Origin of the sequence: Lutibacter sp. B1 (assembly GCF_012524075.1) — a bacterium.
Classification (GTDB): Bacteria; Bacteroidota; Bacteroidia; order Flavobacteriales; family Flavobacteriaceae; genus Lutibacter.
Map to the genome: position 1 here is coordinate 103,188 of NZ_JAAZUI010000005.1, position 18,244 is coordinate 121,431.

The 18,244-nt window shown below is 30.7% G+C and carries 10 protein-coding genes; 8 read left to right on the forward strand and 2 right to left on the reverse strand.

All coding sequences use genetic code 11. The features are described from left to right. Positions 1 to 3 precede the first annotated feature (3 nt). Entirely contained in the window at positions 4 to 5,793 is a 5,790-nt protein-coding gene (locus HGB55_RS04480; RefSeq protein ID WP_168815036.1) for a gliding motility-associated C-terminal domain-containing protein, read from the reverse strand. Between the two features lie 30 nt (positions 5,794 to 5,823). Beyond that, positions 5,824 to 6,342 carry a hypothetical protein gene (locus tag HGB55_RS04485; RefSeq protein WP_168815039.1) on the reverse strand — a complete coding sequence of 173 codons (519 nt, stop codon included), beginning with the start codon at positions 6,340 to 6,342 and terminating at the stop codon, positions 5,824 to 5,826. 474 nt (positions 6,343 to 6,816) lie between these two features. On the opposite strand from HGB55_RS04485, the gene lpdA reads away from it, so the two are divergent. From lpdA to HGB55_RS04525, 8 genes are all read left to right on the forward strand, one after another. Beyond that, positions 6,817 to 8,217, forward strand: coding sequence for a dihydrolipoyl dehydrogenase (gene lpdA, locus HGB55_RS04490; RefSeq protein WP_168815041.1), 1,401 nt, complete (start codon positions 6,817 to 6,819; stop codon positions 8,215 to 8,217). Between the two features lie 134 nt (positions 8,218 to 8,351). Further along, positions 8,352 to 9,653 carry an aminodeoxychorismate synthase component I gene (gene pabB / locus HGB55_RS04495; RefSeq protein WP_168815043.1) on the forward strand — a complete coding sequence of 434 codons (1,302 nt, stop codon included), beginning with the start codon at positions 8,352 to 8,354 and terminating at the stop codon, positions 9,651 to 9,653. 17 nt (positions 9,654 to 9,670) lie between these two features. Further along, positions 9,671 to 11,029 (forward strand): tRNA lysidine(34) synthetase TilS, encoded by a 1,359-nt coding sequence (gene tilS, locus HGB55_RS04500; RefSeq protein WP_168815052.1) that lies wholly within the window; start codon positions 9,671 to 9,673, stop codon positions 11,027 to 11,029. 38 nt (positions 11,030 to 11,067) lie between these two features. Continuing rightward, on the forward strand, positions 11,068 to 11,421 hold the full coding sequence (locus HGB55_RS04505; RefSeq protein ID WP_168815054.1) for a hypothetical protein: 354 nt from the start codon (positions 11,068 to 11,070) through the stop codon (positions 11,419 to 11,421). 109 nt (positions 11,422 to 11,530) lie between these two features. After that, on the forward strand, positions 11,531 to 14,119 hold the full coding sequence (locus HGB55_RS04510) for a phosphoenolpyruvate carboxylase (protein WP_168815056.1): 2,589 nt from the start codon (positions 11,531 to 11,533) through the stop codon (positions 14,117 to 14,119). 2 nt (positions 14,120 to 14,121) lie between these two features. Continuing rightward, the gene (locus HGB55_RS04515; RefSeq protein ID WP_168815058.1) at positions 14,122 to 14,637 is read left to right on the forward strand and encodes a DinB family protein; all 516 of its coding nucleotides are present in this window, start codon (positions 14,122 to 14,124) and stop codon (positions 14,635 to 14,637) included. A gap of 117 nt (positions 14,638 to 14,754) precedes the next feature. Next, entirely contained in the window at positions 14,755 to 17,145 is a 2,391-nt protein-coding gene (locus HGB55_RS04520; RefSeq protein WP_168815060.1) for a penicillin acylase family protein, read from the forward strand. Continuing rightward, positions 17,138 to 18,172 carry a LacI family DNA-binding transcriptional regulator gene (locus tag HGB55_RS04525; RefSeq protein WP_168815062.1) on the forward strand — a complete coding sequence of 345 codons (1,035 nt, stop codon included), beginning with the start codon at positions 17,138 to 17,140 and terminating at the stop codon, positions 18,170 to 18,172. The genes HGB55_RS04520 and HGB55_RS04525 overlap by 8 nt, the downstream gene beginning before the upstream one ends. The last annotated feature ends 72 nt before the right edge of the window (positions 18,173 to 18,244 follow it).

Sequence of the window (18,244 nt, forward strand, 5' to 3'; positions counted from 1 at the left end):
TTATTAATGAGTTCCTAAATAAATATATCCTGTAATCGGTTTAAATCCACTATCCACAATTTTAAGTACATAAAAATAAGTTCCTGTTGGTAGTTTAGAATTTGAACCTATGGTTTGTCCAGAACTATCATTATAACCTCTCCAATTATTTTGATAATTATCTGACTGATATACTACTTTTCCCCAACGATTCAATATTTTAACATCATAAGTAAAACCACAACCCTCTAATCCTTTAACTTCAAAAGCATCATTAAATCCATCATCGTTTGGAGTTACCACTTTAGATATTGCTAAATCATCTGTTGAACATGGTAAAACTTTACAATCAAAAATTATAGTTAAATAAGATGTTACACTGCATTCTCCTGTTGTAGTAAATGAGAAATGATACTCACCATTTTCTAAGTCAACAATATCAAAAATACCGTCGCTCAACCTGCTTTCAGCATCAGCACTTTCCCATACACCTTCATATTCTGAAGCTGTACTTAACAACTCACTCAAATCAATAGAACTTATTGTTTCAAAATCATCAGCAAATCTAGGATCTGTACATATATTTACCACTTCAGTTACTGAATCTATTTGATTTACATAAACTGTTTGAGTGTATTCAGTTTTGTTACCACAACTATCGGTAAATACCCAATGTCTTTCAATTGTATAACTTGAACTGTTTAACTCTTCAATTTTTGTTTCAGAATAATCTTCTTGAACATTACCATCACCACTACAAACATCACTTACAGTTATTACAGGCACTTCAGGAATTTCACCACAACTTACATCAATTTCAGTCGGAGGTAAATTGGTTAATACCGGCCCAGCTGTATCTTGAATTGTAAAAGAGGCTCTGCTTGTTGCTTTGTTTCCACAAATATCTTCAGCTATAAAATCTACAACTAAAACACCTGTTGCCCCACATTCTTCAGTAGATGTAACTATTTCATAAGATAAACTTAATTGATTTCCACATCCATCTTTCGCTTGTGCTCCACCAAAATTATTCAACCAAGCTGTTAATTCATCTCCATTACCCATTCCATCACATTCAACAGTTTTAGATGTTGCCTGAACTTCAAAAGAAAGTAATTCAGAAGTCTTTACCATAAAGATCGCCGTGTCAGATCCGCTTTCACAAAGGTCTGTAACATTATATGTTACAACTACTGAACCTCCTTCACATAACAACGGTGCAGTTAAATTACTCAAATCCGTTGCCTGCGGATTACACCCTCCCATTACACTAAATCCGGATAACCAATTTTTAAACGCGGTATCCAATGCTGACTGATCTGCATAATCACACGAATTTACTTCTTTATCTTCTACATCACTGATAGTCAATGCTTCCGGTGCTGTTACCGTAAAAGTTGCTGTATCTGTTCCGCTTTCACAAAGGTCTGTAACATTATATGTTACAACTACTGAACCTCCCTCACATAACAACGGTGCAGTTAAATTACTCAAATCTGTTGCCTGAGGATTGCACCCTCCCGTTACACTAAATCCGGATAACCAATTTTCAAACGCGGTATCCAATGCTGATTGATCTGCATAATCACACGCATTTACTTCTTTATCTTCTACATCACTAATAATCAATGCTTCCGGTGCTGTTACCGTAAAAGTTGCTGTATCTGTTCCGCTTTCACAAAGGTCTGTAACATTATATGTTACAACTACTGAACCTCCTTCACATAACAGCGGTGCAGTTAAATTGCTCAAATCCGTTGCCTGTGGATTACATCCTCCCGTTACACTAAATCCGGATAACCAATTTTCAAACGCGGTATCCAATGCTGATTGATCTGCATAATCACACGAATTTACTTCTTTATCTTCTACACCACTGATAATCAATGCTTCCGGTGCTGTTACCGTAAAAGTTGCTGTATCTGTTCCGCTTTCATAAAGGTCTGTAACATTATATGTTACAACTACTGAACCTCCTTCACATAACAACGGTGCAGTTAAATTACTCAAATCCGTTGCCTGTGGATTACATCCTCCCGATACACTAAATCCGGATAACCAATTTTCAAATGCGGTATCCAATGCTGACTGATCTGCATAATCACACGCATTTACTTCTTTATCTTCTACACCACTGATAATCAATGCTTCCGGTGCTGTTACCGTAAATGATTTTATACAAGATACTTGATTACAATCATCTTTAACTATATATTCTACCTCTACAGAACCACCACAATTATTAGGTGATGAAATATTCTCAAAATCATTTGAAACAGGATTTGTACCTCCTTGAAATGAAAATTGATTTAACCAGTTTGTAAATAGGACATCAACTTCATTTTGTGGAAGACAAGAATCAATAATGGTATTATCTAATTCCGGACAAGAAATAATCAATTCAGGCTTTTCTGTTATTTCAAACTCCTGCGTTACTTCACAACCATTAGTATCAATTACTGAAATTAAATATGAATCAGCTTTTAAATTATTAAATATATTCGAATCATTAAATTCTCCATTATTTATAGCATATTGATAATTCAAACTTCCTCCCTCTACCAATACTTCAATACTACCTTCTGCACTTCCATAACAACTATTATGCGTTAAAACAGCAGTAAATGTAATTTTATCAGGTGCCGTGATGGTATACTCTTTTATTGTTGTACATCCTCCTGCTGAGTCTGTTATCTCTACTCTGTATGTTCCTGCGCTTAATCCTGACTGATCCTTAGAAGCAGCTTCCAATCCACCGCCATCTATTGTGCTCCAATTATAACTTAAATTACCTACTGAGTTCTCTACCATTAAAACTATTGATCCATCTGATGAAGAAGCATCTCCTACACAGGATACATTCTCAACCTCTGCACTTACAGTTAAAGCCGCCGGTGCAGTGATGGTATATTCTTTTACTGTGGTACATCCTCCTGCTGAGTCTGTTATCTCTACTCTGTATGTTCCTGCACTTAATCCTGACTGATCCTTAGAAGCAGCTTCCAATCCACTACCGTCTATTGTGCTCCAATTATAACTTAAATTACCTACTGAGTTCTCTACCGTTAAAACTATTGATCCATCTGATGAAGAAGTCTCCCCAACACAAGATACATTCTCAACCTCTGCACTTACAGTTAAAGTTGCGGGTGCAGTGATCGTATATTCTTTTACTGTGGTACATCCTCCTGCTGAGTCTGTTATCTCTACTCTGTATGTTCCTGCACTTAATCCTGACTGATCCTTAGAAGCAGCTTCCAATCCACTACCGTCTATTGTGCTCCAATTATAACTTAAATTGCCTACTGAGTTATCTACCGTTAAAACTATTGATCCATCTGATGAAGAAACATCTCCTACACAGGATACATTCTCAACCTCTGCACTTACAGTTAAAGCTGCGGGTGCAGTGATCGTATATTCTTTTACTGTGATACATCCTCCTGCTGAGTCTGTTATCTCTACTCTGTATGTTCCTGCACCTAATCCTGACTGATCCTTAGAAGCAGCTTCCAATCCACTACCGTCTATTGTGCTCCAATTATAACTTAAATTACCGACTGAATTCTCTACCGTTAAAACTATTGAACCATCTGATGAAGAAGTCTCTCCAACACAGGATACATTCTCAACCTCTGCACTTACAACTAATCCATAAACTAATACAGAAATAGGTACTCTATTAGGACTAATACAAGTGCTTGATAACCCTTCTGCAACATAATATGTTATTATACCTGCATTATTTGTTGATGGAATTATAGTAGTTTGTGGCAAAGTAGAAGGGTTGTCATCTACATAATAATATAAAGTATAAGGTGTTGATGCTGTTAAAAAATTACTCGGTGTTGCTGTTAATGGGCTCGCTGTTTCATTCAAACAATATTCAACATTTTCAGTAATTGGAACAGAGGTAACAATTGATACTTCAATAGTAAATTGGTAATAACAATTAGTTGTTCCAGGAGGAACTGCATAATAAGTTGAAATTCCTGCTGTTGAAGGAAAAGGATTAGAAGAATTATATTCTATAGAAGAATCTGTTACAGGATATTCATTATAAAATCTTGAACCGGAAGGGAATTCTGCACTTACAGCAGATGTTTCAATAGGTCCTGATACATTACAAAAATAAAAATCTCTAACAGGTGTATAATTTGAACAATTATTATTAACATAATCTTCATAATCAATTATTATCTCTAAAGGTGTTGGTATTGGTTCACCTTCACAAACCCCAGATGTTTCGTACCCCTTAATTAATGGTTGATTAAAATTAGTTTGAGAAATAGCCCCAACTCCTGTAGTTGTTCCATTTAATGAAACTATTGGATTACAATCCTCATTAACTAAAAGTGAGCAATCTGTAGTTGCTTTTAATTTAAAAGATATTTCAGCTAATAAATCATCAGGATTATTAGGAATTGGTAATGTTCCTATATTCCAAACAATTGACCCAGTAGCTCCAAGGTTAAGATCAAAATACGGCGCTGCATTCATAACTAAAGGCGAATAGGTATTGTAAACTATACTCATATCTTGATAAGTTGAAGTATAAGGTATAGGGATAACTATTTTAGTATTCTCGGTTGCTTCTGTTCCTTTATTTTTAATTTCTAATTTAAAATCAATTATTTCACCTGGCAATACTGTTTCTGTTGTAGGATTTATAACACCATTAATCGCTGTAGTTGTCACTATTCCTTCTGTTTCAGGAACATATGCATCAACAGCAAATGTCACATTAAAAATTATATAAGTATCTTGCGTAGAACCATACCTAAATTGAGTTGTTGTTTGATTATTTGTTATAATTTCATTATTAATATTAGGAACATCAAACATACTAATATCCAACCCAGTATTATTAACTAACATAGGATTACGTGGATTACCTCCTGTTTCTACTGATGAATTAAAAAAATTGTTATTTGTATTACCTGAATGATGAAGTTTCAAATAACTATTATCTGATTGTTTTAATATTTCAAAATAATCTCCCGAAATACCCACATCTCCTTCACCAGCCATTAATCCTAATTTAAAATTGACATCTCCATTTTGTACAGATTTAAATCCCTCAACATCAATAGTATGTCTTGCTGTACCTCCAACAACATAAGCATATCCGTCAAACACAGTTATGTCTCTCCATTTCATTTTTGAATTTTCATAAATAACCACCATTCCCCAACCACCATAATAACCGGTACTAGCTCCATTACCTTGTGATAGTGCTATATCTGCCACCCAATATTCTCCAATTCCACCTGTTTTAACTTCTTCGGTAACTTCAATATAAGCTGCATACATATCATTATCACCCGGGAATTTGATACTATTATTATTTGTAACTAATGTTTTATAAGATGATTGGTTGGGAGTTTTAAATTTAACCGTACGCATTCGAGTATTAGAAAGATTACTTCCTCTTCCTGTCCAATATAACCCAGCATAAACAATATTTGAACACTCAGGTATAGCTCCATTTTCTGTAGAAAATGTTAAAGTTGCAGAAGATGAATTACTTGTATTATTGTCATTATCATTATCCACATACACCATAACGTTGTTACTGTTATTTTTATCATCCTCATAACTAATTAAAGTAAGGTTAGTATTACCTATCATGGTAAAATCTCCTTTAACATTATACACTGTTTTTGATGGAGTAAATTCGGAAGTTCTAGGAGTAAAATCAACTCTTACTTGACTATAGGTTTCAAGATTATTACTTATTATAAGTATAATAAATAAAACTAAATTAACTGGACTTATAAAGTGATACAACTTCGTAGGGAAAAGTTTTTTCATTTCAGTTTTCTTTGGTTAGTTTAATACTGCTTAGGATGGATTTAGCATAATATAAAAAATAGTAAATTCAGAATCTGAGTTTAAAACAAACGATTCAATTTTGTTAGTGGTACATTTAAAATAGCATTGTATATAAATGTATTTTAAATTATTAAAGCCTTTAATTTCAGACAAATCAAATACACGATGCAAATCACTTTCACTATTTAAACTGACTGTAATAAGTTCAACATCATGAAATAATGAATTATCTATATGCAATAAATTAAATGATTCTAAATCTTCAAAAACAAGTTTTACCGGACTTGTATTACCAAAAACTTTTTTTATTTCATTTTTTTCTATATAAGCAACCGGGTGTAAATCATACAAAAGACTATATAATCTTTCGAAATCCACTTTTTTATCATTGGCTAACGTACCTTTAATTTCAAGCTTGTCCTCATTTAATTTGTATATTTTACTTTTTTGAGCACTAATTTGAATTGTATTTAAAACGATAAAAAAAGTTATAAAAAACTTATAAAAAGAAGTAATTTTTTTTTCCATATCTCAATAAATTAAATATAAATTATAACCCTTAAAGCTTTATAACTTTAAGTACAACAATAGTTAGCATACTATAACTCTTACCAACTTTTATTATAAATAGATACTTTTAAAGTACTAATTTAACTTGTGTATAAACAATTATGTTTTTTGGTATTTATGGGGAACCAATTTCTCAATATTATAACCCAAATGTAAATAAAAACTAACATAAGTAGTTAATTTTCAGTAGTTTTGTTAAGGGAATTTAGCAAAACGCTTCTTATTAATAATAAATGGTGTAAAAAACTTAATAAATAGCACTTTTTTAAATGTAGCACTTTTTATACCCCTTTATACATACTTAATTTTCAATATATTAATTTGTTATTTTATTATAACAAGGTAAAGATTTACTAAAAAATAAGTCTTGTTGTTGTAAATAATAAATAAATAAAAAACCTATTTTTGTAATTCAACTTTTATGAAAAAATTATGAGTACATATGATGTAGCCGTTATTGGTTCAGGACCTGGAGGATATGTTGCAGCAATTCGCTGTGCACAATTAGGATTAAAAACTGCAATAATAGAGAAATACAATACCTTAGGAGGAACTTGCTTAAATGTAGGTTGTATCCCGTCAAAAGCATTACTAGATTCTTCACACCATTATTACGATGCTACAAAACATTTTTCAACTCACGGAATAGATGTGAAAGGTTTAGAAGTGAATTTCAAACAAATGATTGATCGTAAAAATGAAGTTGTTGCTCAAACATCAGGAGGAATCAATTATTTAATGGATAAAAATAATATTACCGTTTTTAATGGCGTAGGTTCTTTTAAAGATAGTACTCATATTACAATAATAAGGTCTGATAAATCTTCAGAAGAAATTGAAGCAAATAATACAATTATTGCTACCGGTTCTAAGCCCTCGTCTTTACCATTTATTGAATTAGATAAAAAAAGAGTGATTACTTCTACCGAAGTTTTAAGTTTAAACGAAATACCAAAACATTTAATTGTAATTGGTGGTGGAGTTATAGGTTTGGAATTAGGATCGGTATATAAAAGATTGGGATCGGATGTTTCTGTAATTGAATATATGCCTAATATAATTCCGGGAATGGACGGGATGCTTTCAAAAGAATTACAAAAATCCCTAAAAAAACAAGGAATAAAATTTTATACCGGTCATAAAGTAAATTCAGTAAAAAGCTCCGGTAATGAAGTTGTTGTTACTGCCAATGATAAAAAAGGAAATCCTGTAGAATTTAAAGGCGATTATACTTTAGTATCTGTAGGTAGAAAACCGTATACTGAAGGATTAGGATTGGAAAACATCGGTGTAAAAATAAGTGATAAAGGTCAAATTGAAACAAACGAACATTTACAAACCAACGTTTCTAATATCTATGCAATTGGCGATGTTGTAAAAGGTGCAATGTTAGCTCACAAAGCTGAAGAAGAAGGAACTATGGTTGCTGAAATTATTGCAGGTCAAAAACCGCATATTGATTATAATTTAATTCCGGGAGTTGTTTATACTTGGCCAGAAGTTGCCGCTGTTGGCAAAACCGAAGAGCAATTAAAAGAAGAAGGTGCTAACTACAAATCCGGAACTTTTGCGATACGTGCTTTAGGAAGAGCAAGAGCAAGTATGGATATTGATGGTCAAATAAAAGTATTGGCTGATGCTGAAACTGATGAAATTTTAGGTGTGCATATGATTAGTGCCAGAGCTGCCGATATGATTGCCGAAGCTGTTATTGCCATGGAATTTAGAGCTTCTTCAGAAGATATTGCACGTTCGTCTCACGCACATCCAACTTTTACTGAAGCATTTAAAGAAGCTTGTTTAGCTGTTAATAACAGAGCTATTCACAGTTAGATTATAAAATTCGTCATGCTTCTCATAAAATATAATAAGACCCTGAATCAAGTTCAGGGTAACGTATAACCAGCTAATAGAATTATATTCCAAAAGTCCTTTCAATTTGAAGGGACTTTTCTATTTTTGCGACAATGCAACGAACTGGTAAAAAAATTCAGATTGAAAATATTTCTGAATTTAAACAACAACTTTTACTATGGGCTCAGCAGTTTAACATCGCTGTTTGGCTAGATAGTAATAATTACCATCAAAAGCACTCAACTTTTGATGCAGTATTGGCTATTGATGCATTTTCACATATTGAAACCAATTATAAAAATGCTTTTGAGCAGTTAAAAAACTATCAAACAAAAGTTAACGATTATATTTTTGGTTATTTAGGATACGATTTAAAAAATGACGTAGAGAAATTAACTTCCGCTAATTTTGATGGATTGCATTTTTCTGATTTATTCTTTTTTCAGCCAAAAAAAATATTCTTAATTAAAGAAAATACTGTTGAAATAAAATATATTACTGAAGTTGAAAATGAGATTGAAACTGATTTAAAAACTATTTTCAAAATCAACAACCAACAAACAAAAACCAATAGTAAAAACATCAAAATAAAATTACGTATCCATAAAGATGAATACTACAACAAGTTACATTCAATTTTAAACCACATTCATAGAGGCGATATTTATGAAGCCAATTTTTGTCAGGAATTTTACAGCAAAAATTCAACTATAAATCCGCAGGAAGTTTATCAAAATTTAAACGAAATATCCAAACCTCCTTTTGCAACATTTTTAAAGTTAAATGATAAATTTTTATTATCGGCTTCACCGGAACGCTATTTAAAAAAAGAAGGTGATACTGTAATTTCACAACCCATAAAAGGAACTGAAAAAAGAGCATCATCAAAAAAAGAAGATGAAAAACTCATTAAAGAGTTAGAACAAAATCCTAAAGAACGTGCTGAAAATATTATGATTGTTGATTTGGTGAGAAACGATTTGTCACGTTCAGCCATAAAAGGTTCGGTAAAAGTAGATGAATTATGCAAAGTATATACCTTTGAACAAGTGCATCAACTTATTTCTACAGTTTCATGCAAAGTAAAAAAAAACATACATCCTGTTGATATTATAAAAGATACTTTTCCTATGGGAAGCATGACCGGAGCTCCAAAAATTTCGGCACTAAAAATTATTGAAGAATTAGAAGAAACCAAACGAGGTTTATACTCTGGTGCTGTTGGTTATTTTACACCCAATGGAAATTTTGATTTTAATGTAATTATTAGAAGTATTTTATACAATTCATCTAAAAAATACATTTCTTACTCGGTAGGCGGAGCCATAACAGCTCAATCTATTCCGGAAAAAGAATACGAAGAATGCTTACTCAAAGCTAAAGCTATGAAACAGGTTTTATTAAAAGCCAAATAATTATCTTTACAACAACTATGAGAATTCAATTTCAGGAACATATAAACAAAAATTTATCGTTTTTAAATGATAAAAAATTACTTGTAGCTATTTCGGGCGGAATAGACAGCATTGTTTTAACTCGTTTATTGTATAAATTAGGTTTTTCAATATCGCTTGCACACTGTAATTTTTTATTACGAGGTAAAGACAGCAATAAAGACGAGCAATTTGTTATTGAATTAGGAAAAAAATATAAAGTTCCAACCCACACCATTAAGTTTGAAACCGAAAAATATGCGACGGAAAACGGAATTTCTATTCAAATGGCTGCTCGTGAGTTAAGGTACAATTGGTTTCAGGAAATAATTGAAAATCAAAAATTAGATTACGTAATAACTGCGCATCAAAAAGATGATGTTTTAGAAACCTTTTTAATAAATATTACCCGAGGAACAGGTTTAGATGGTTTAACCGGAATTCCGGAAGTTAATGGAAATATTGTTAGACCTATGCTTCCTTTTTCTAGAGAAGACGTATTGGTTTACGCTACCAAACACAAATTATTTTGGCGTGAAGACAGCAGTAACTCTTCAATTAAATATCTTAGAAATAAAATTAGACATAAGGTAATTCCTGTTTTAAAAGAGTTAAATCCGAGTTTGCTAGATTCTTTTCAAAATACACTTGAAAACTTAAAAGGAAGTCAGCAAATAATTAACGACTCCATTAAAAATATTCAAGAAAAGATTATTTCCTCACAAAACAATAATTTACATCTAAACATTTTAGAACTTAAAAAACTATCGAACCCCAAAATTTATTTGTATGAACTATTAAAAACATACGGATTTACAGAGTGGAATGTTATAACCGATTTATTAAATGCACAAAGTGGTAAACAAATTTTAAGCAAAACACATAGGTTAATTAAAAATCGGGATTCTCTAATTTTAACTGAAATCGAAATGGTTGATGAAGAAAACACTTCAACCATTTATATTGAAGAAAATACATCTCAAATTTCGCATCCAATTTCACTTAAATTTGAAACTATTGTAATTCCTTTTGATACAAAAAATCATCAAAATAAAATTTTAAACGAACTTATTTTTGATGATATCAATACCATTTCAATAGATTACGACAAACTACAATTTCCTTTAACAATAAGAAAATGGGAAAAAGGAGATTATTTTTTTCCAATTGGATTACAAGGAAAAAAGAAGCTGAGCAAGTTTTTTAAAGACGAAAAATTATCAATAGTTGAAAAAGATGCTATTTGGCTTTTATGCTCTAAAAAAGAAATTGTTTGGGTTATTGGAAAAAGATTGGATGACAGATTTAAAGTTACAAAGACTACTTCAAAAATATTAAAAATAAAATTAATTTCTTAATTCTGAATATTTCATTAACTTTATATAAACTATTGTTAATGAATTCATTTAAAAAAATATTGGTATTTATTTTACTAATTCTTTGTTTTAATATTGGTTTTTCACAAGAAAAAAATGATTCGTTACCATACAGTATTTATACGTCTTCTAATTTATCTTCAAATTTTAACAAATACAATCTTAATAAAACGCTTAATTTAACATCCTTTAAATTTGTATCACTCGATGTTAGTAATATTGAGGACGGCCTATTTACAATAAGCTACAATAATTTAAACAAAACTCCCAGCAAATATATTTATGATACTTATATGGATATATACCAAAACCTTAATTTAAAAAAAAGTTTTTTTAAAGTATCCGATTTATACATAGTCCCTCGTAAAAAATAAAATTAGAATCTTTCATTCACAAAAAAAACGATTTCGTTAAATTAGCATAATAAAAATACTTAATTAATTTAGCTTTTGTATTTTTCAGCACTAATAATTAATAAAATCAATGACTACACAACCTAAACTTACACGATTTAACGAAAATGTTTTATCGAAATACCAAATATACAATAGCATTTTTATGACACTTCCGTTTGATGCTATTAGTAGAACAGGAGTATTATTGCCTTTATTTCATGAAGTATGTAAAAATGGTTTTTCTAATAAAAAAAATCCAACAGAAATTGTTGAAGATTTTTTTGAAACCTATCAACAAAATCCTTTAGAAAAAGATAAAATAAATTTACTCTTTCGTTTTATTCAATATATAGAACGTCAAGTTGTGTTGTTTGATGCAATAGAAGATGCCGCATTTCCAATTGTAAATAATATGGATGGTGTAGGTACTTTACGTAACAGTAAAGAAACTGCAACACAAGAAAATAAAAAAGAAGCTCTAAAGAAACATTTAGAAAACTTTAAAGTGCGTATTGTATTAACTGCACACCCAACTCAATTTTATCCTGGTACAGTTTTAGGAATTATAACCGATTTGGCTGAAGCAATAGAGAAAAACGATTTACTTTTAATAAACAAGCTTTTAGCTCAATTAGGAAAAACTCCATTTTTTAAGCACGAAAAACCTTCACCTTTTGATGAAGCTGTTAGCTTAATTTGGTATTTGGAAAACGTATTTTACTATTCGGTTTCAAGCGTATACAATTATATCCAAAGTAATATTTTTGAAGGCGAACCTATTAATAACGAAATTATTAATCTTGGTTTTTGGCCTGGTGGAGACAGAGATGGAAACCCTTTTGTAACAACTGAAATTACTTTAAATGTTGCCAAACGCTTAAAGTCAACTATTTTAAAAAATTATTACCGAGATATCAGAATCTTAAAAAAACGCTTAACATTTAACGGAGTTGAACAACCAATTACCGAATTAGAGAAATTACTATTTGACAATAGCGTTAATCCGGAATTAAATACTATGATTCCTTTAAATGAATTCATAGAAAAGTTACAAGGAATAAAAGATACTCTAATTTTAAAACACCAATCACTTTATTTAGAAGAAATTAACGACTTTATAAATAAAGTACATTTATTTGGCTATCATTTTGCTACATTAGATATTAGACAAGACAGTAGAGTTCATCATAACGTTTTTGCCGAAATTGTAAATACTCTTTTAGAAGAAGGAAACACAGAGTTTCCAAAAAATTACTTGGAACTTCCTGAAGATGATCAACTTAAAATTCTTTCAAATGTAAGTGACAATATTGATGTTTCTATTTTTAAAGATGAAATGGTTTCTAAAACTTTAGGATCAATTCAAGCAATAAAAACCATTCAGCAAAATAATGGCGAACGTGGAGCAAACAGGTATATTATAAGTAATAACCAAACGGCAATTAATGTTATGGAAACTTTTGCCATGTTTAATTTGTGCGGTTTTAACCATAATATTACTGCCGATATTATCCCTCTTTTTGAAACTGTAGATGATTTAACCAATGCCGAAAGTGTAATGGCTAAATTATATTCAAACGAAGCTTACATGAATCATCTTGCACAAAGAGGTTATAAACAAACTATAATGCTTGGTTTTTCTGACGGAACTAAAGATGGAGGCTATTTAATGGCGAATTGGTCTATTTTTAGAGCCAAAGAAAATTTGACTAAAATTTCAAGAGACTATGGTATTAAAGTTATCTTTTTTGATGGACGTGGCGGACCACCGGCTCGTGGTGGTGGAAAAACACATCAGTTTTATGCATCATTAGGACCAACAATTGAAGATGATGAAATACAACTAACAGTACAAGGTCAAACCATAAGTTCAAATTTCGGAACCTTAGATTCATCTCAATACAATATTGAACAGTTATTAAGTGCCGGTATTTCAAATGAATTGTTTAGCAATGCCAATCATATTATGACGAAAAACGACTCAGACATAATGAATGATTTAGCAGTGACAAGCTACAAAGCGTATGTTGATTTTAAAAATCACCCTAAATTTATGCCTTATTTAGAGCGAATGAGTACTTTAAAATATTACGCAAAAACAAATATTGGAAGCCGACCTTCAAAACGTTCAAAAGCTGACAGTTTAAACTTCTCCGATTTACGTGCCATTCCTTTTGTTGGTTCGTGGAGCCAGTTAAAACAAAATGTTCCCGGTTTTTTTGGTGTTGGTACCGCTTTAAAAAAATATGAAGATAAAGGCGAGTTTGATAAACTTAAACAATTTTACAAAAGCTCAGATTTCTTTAAAACATTAATTGGTAACAGTATGATGTCACTTTCAAAATCATTTTTTGAATTAACGCAATACATGGAAAAGGATGAAGAATTTGGAGATTTTTGGAAAATTATTTATGAAGAATACCTTACAACCAAACGCCTTATTTTAAAACTTACTGACTATACAGAATTAATGCAAAGCAATAAAGTAGGTAAAGCCTCTATCAACATAAGAGAAAATATTGTATTGCCTTTGCTTACAATACAGCAATATGCTCTAATTAAAATTCAAGAATTACAAAAACAAGAAAATCCGGATGCAGATTTACTGAGTATTTACGAAAAAATGGTCACAAGGTCGCTGTTTGGAAATATCAATGCCAGTAGAAATTCTGCATAATTATGAATTCACTTTTTTTGCCCGAAAATGAATATGCGCCTTATTATAAACAATATATAGGTACTTTAAAGAATGTTGATTTATTAGATGCTTTAGAAACTTCATTGAATGAAATTTTAAAAACAACAACAAATTTATCTGATGAAAAATTAACATACAGATATGCTGAAGATAAATGGACTATTAAACAACTCATTCAGCATTTAATTGATACTGAACGAATTTTAAGCTATAGAGCTCTAAGATTTTCAAGAAATGATGCTACAGAAATTCATGGTTTTGATGAAAACTGGTATGTAAACAACTCTAATGGTAATGATAGAGATTTTAAAGACTTACTAGAAGAATTAACCTTTGTTCGAAAATCAAGCATTTCATTATTTAAAAGTTTTACTGATGAAATGTTAGCCCTTTCTGGTACTGCAAATGGAAGTGATGTAACTGTTAGAGCATTGGGTTTTATAATTGCAGGACATCAAACCCATCACCTAAACATTATAAAAGAAAGATATCTTTAATATTTTTATGAAAGTACAATACTCTTTTATTTTAAATTAAAATACTCAATATTATAAGTTTAACTTTCCAAAATTTAAATATTATATTTGATATGTTGTTAAAAGAAATCATTTATAATGAAAATCCTAAAGAAAGTTTTTCTAATTATTGCTATATTATTAATTCTTCTATGTATAGGAGGTTGGATATATTACAATAGTTTAAAACCAATATATTCAGGAAATATAAAGTTAAAAAACTTAGAAAAAGAAACTACAATATATTTTGATGATTATGGAATACCACATATATACGCTCAAAATAAAACCGATGCATTAACAGCTCTTGGTTATGTTCACGCACAAGACAGATTGTGGCAAATGGAATTAATTAGGAGGATTGCTCCCGGAAAGTTGTCGGAAATCTTTGGCGAAAAAATGCTTCAAACCGATCAATTCTTTGTGAGCTTAGGTATTGAAGAAGCTTCTAAAAAAACCATTGAAAATCTGAATAAAAATAGTGATTCGTACAAACTGGCAAATGCCTATTTGGAAGGAGTAAACCAATTTATTAAAAACGGAACTACACCAATAGAATTTACATTAGTTGGTGTTAAAAAGGAGCCTTTTCAACTTAATGATATTTACAATATACTGGGATACATGTCTTTCAGCTTTGCACAAGCACATAAAACCGACCCTTTATTAAGTATTTTAAAAGAAAAATTAGGTGAAGATTACTTAAAGGAATTAAATATTGATATAGACCCTAATACTACATTGATAAAAAACTCAAAACATAATGTTGAAACTTTTGAAAATATGGTTTCAAGCATTGACCAAATAATGGACAAAATGCCTGTTTCACCTTTTATTGGGAGTAACAGTTGGGTTGTTTCTTCAAAAAAAACAAGTACCGGAAAAGTGTTTTTTGCCAACGATCCTCACATCTCATATTCTCAACCATCCGTATGGTATGAAGCACATATAAACACACCAAACTACGAAATTTATGGTTATTATTTGGCAGGTGTGCCATTTCCACTTTTAGGACATAACAGAAATTACGCTTACGGTTTAACTATGTTCGAAAATGATGATATCGACTTTTATAAAGAAACAAATCATCCAACAGACAGCTTGAAATATAAAACACCTAAAGGCTATGAAAATTATAAAACTACAATCAAAACTATAAAAGTTAAAGATCAAAAAGATGTTAAAATAACCGTTAAAAAAACACGACACGGACCAATTATGAATAATGCAATTGAAAACATAACACAAAGTGAACCCATTTCAATGTCGTGGATTTTTACAACGTTCAATGTAGATGTGTTAAAAGCGCTTTACACTATTTCAAATGCAACTAAAATGGAAGATGTTAAAAAAGGAGCATCTATGATTTATGCGCCCGGTTTAAATATAATGTATGGTGATGTTAAAGGAAATATTGCTTGGTGGGCAACAGGTAAATTGTACAAAAGCAAACCTCATGTAAACAGAAAATTCATATTAGATGGCAGTACTGGTGAAGATGATCCTATTGAATATTTAGATTTTAGCGAAAACCCAATGGCTGAAAATCCGAAATGGAACTACGTATATTCAGCAAATAACCAACCTGACTCTATTGCCAGTATTTTATATCCGGGTTATTATTTACCCGAAGACAGAGCAAAACGTATTGTGCAATTATTAGAACCTAAAAACGATTGGAATAAAAACGATTTTAAAAAAATGATTACAGATAATGTTTCTGTAAATTCTTCTGAAATTATAAAAATATTAACCTCATCAATTCAAACAGAATCATTAACTGAAAATCAGCAAAAATCCCTACAAATACTACAAAATTGGGACGGATCTAATACTACCAAAAATATTGCTTCTACCATATACAGTAAATGGATTTATTTATATTTAGAAAATACTTTTGAAGATGAATTAGGAAAAACACTCTTCAATCAACTTTTAAAAACACATATAATAAAACGAGTTATTTCTAATCAAATTAAAAAGGAAGAATCCATTTGGTGGGATAATGTTGAAACTGTTGACAAAACGGAAAGCAGATCTCAAATTTTGTTAAATTCTTTTATTGAAACCATAAATTCGTTAGAAAATCAACTTGGTGAAGATATATTAAACTGGAATTGGGGAAAAATTCATACCTTAGAGCACCCGCACCCGTTAGGCACAATTGCGTCTTTAAGAAGTATTTTTAATGTGGGACCATTTGAAGCTTCGGGAACAATTGGAGTAATCGATAATAAAAGTTATGAGTTTACTGATTCGGGAATATACAACGTATTTTCAGGTCCATCAACAAGAAGAATTATTGATTTCTCAGATATTGAAAATAGCATTAGTATTTTACCAACAGGGCAATCGGGAAATCCTTTTAGTAAATTCTATAAAGACCAAGCAGAAATGTATAACAAGGGTGAGTTCAGAAAAATGAAATTAAACAAACAAGAAATAATTAGTACTTCAACCAAATTAACTCTTTTACCAACAAATGAATAAAAGAATTACCATAAAACAAATTGCAAAAGCGCTGCATGTTTCAATCTCAACTGTTTCAAAAGCCTTAAATGACAGTTATGAGATTAGTGAAGAAACAAAGCAAAAAATTCAGCAATACGCTAAAGAACACAACTATAAACCTAATACTCTAGCATTAAGTTTACAGAATAAAAAAACCAAAACCATTGGTATTATAATACCAAACATCTTAAATCATTTCTTTGCTAAAATATTAAGAGGAATTGAAACGGTATGTGCAGAAAAAGGTTACAATATTATCACTTGCATTACCAATGAATCGTATCAAAAGGAAGTAAATACAATGAATATGCTATCTAATGGAACTATTGATGGTTTTATAGCTTGTCTTTCAGAAGAAACCTTAAAGCTCCAAAAAGTAGATCATTTCAATGATATTTTAAATGAAGGAACTCCTATTGTTCTGTACGACCGTGCTCATAAAGATATTAAATGCGATAAAGTTGTTACAGACAATATAAAAAGTGCATACAAAGCTACCCGATTTTTAATGAAATCAGAATGCAAAAATATAGCGTTTATTTCTACCATTGAAAGTTTAAATGTAGGTAAGTTTAGAGCACAAGGTTATATAAAGGCTCTAACTAAATACGGTGTAGTTCCTGATGAAAATTTAATAATTCGCCTTGAAAATAATAAAACTTTAAAAGAACGTATTAATAAAATGCTTGATTACAAATCTGTTGATGGTATTTTTACTGTTGATGAAATGTCCGATGCTATTGTAACTCAGGTTTTAAATGAACGAAAAATTAGAATTCCTGAAGATATTTCAATAATTGGATTTACAAATGGTATTTTGTCAAAACATGGCTCTCCTCCTTTAACTGCAGTAAATCAATTTGGCGAAGAAATTGGCGAAACAGCTGCAAAAAGATTGATAGAAAAACTAGAAAATAAAGTTGATTTTAACGATATTAAAACTGAAATTATTAGAACAGAATTAATTGAACGAGGTTCTACCAAAAAAATGTTTATTAAGTTTTAATACTTTTTTTGATAAAAATTTAAAAAAAGAACGCCTCCAAAATATTTTGGAGGCGTTCTTTTTTTAACATAC

Bases quoted from the DNA above. Each gene is read 5' to 3' on its own strand.
- HGB55_RS04480 (WP_168815036.1), bottom strand. From the start codon at position 5,793: ATGAAAAAACTTTTCCCTACGAAGTTGTATCACTTTATAAGTCCAGTT.
- HGB55_RS04485 (WP_168815039.1), bottom strand. From the start codon at position 6,342: ATGGAAAAAAAAATTACTTCTTTTTATAAGTTTTTTATAACTTTTTTT.
- lpdA (WP_168815041.1), top strand. From the start codon at position 6,817: ATGAGTACATATGATGTAGCCGTTATTGGTTCAGGACCTGGAGGATAT.
- pabB (WP_168815043.1), top strand. From the start codon at position 8,352: ATGCAACGAACTGGTAAAAAAATTCAGATTGAAAATATTTCTGAATTT.
- tilS (WP_168815052.1), top strand. From the start codon at position 9,671: ATGAGAATTCAATTTCAGGAACATATAAACAAAAATTTATCGTTTTTA.
- HGB55_RS04505 (WP_168815054.1), top strand. From the start codon at position 11,068: ATGAATTCATTTAAAAAAATATTGGTATTTATTTTACTAATTCTTTGT.
- HGB55_RS04510 (WP_168815056.1), top strand. From the start codon at position 11,531: ATGACTACACAACCTAAACTTACACGATTTAACGAAAATGTTTTATCG.
- HGB55_RS04515 (WP_168815058.1), top strand. From the start codon at position 14,122: ATGAATTCACTTTTTTTGCCCGAAAATGAATATGCGCCTTATTATAAA.
- HGB55_RS04520 (WP_168815060.1), top strand. From the start codon at position 14,755: ATGAAAATCCTAAAGAAAGTTTTTCTAATTATTGCTATATTATTAATT.
- HGB55_RS04525 (WP_168815062.1), top strand. From the start codon at position 17,138: ATGAATAAAAGAATTACCATAAAACAAATTGCAAAAGCGCTGCATGTT.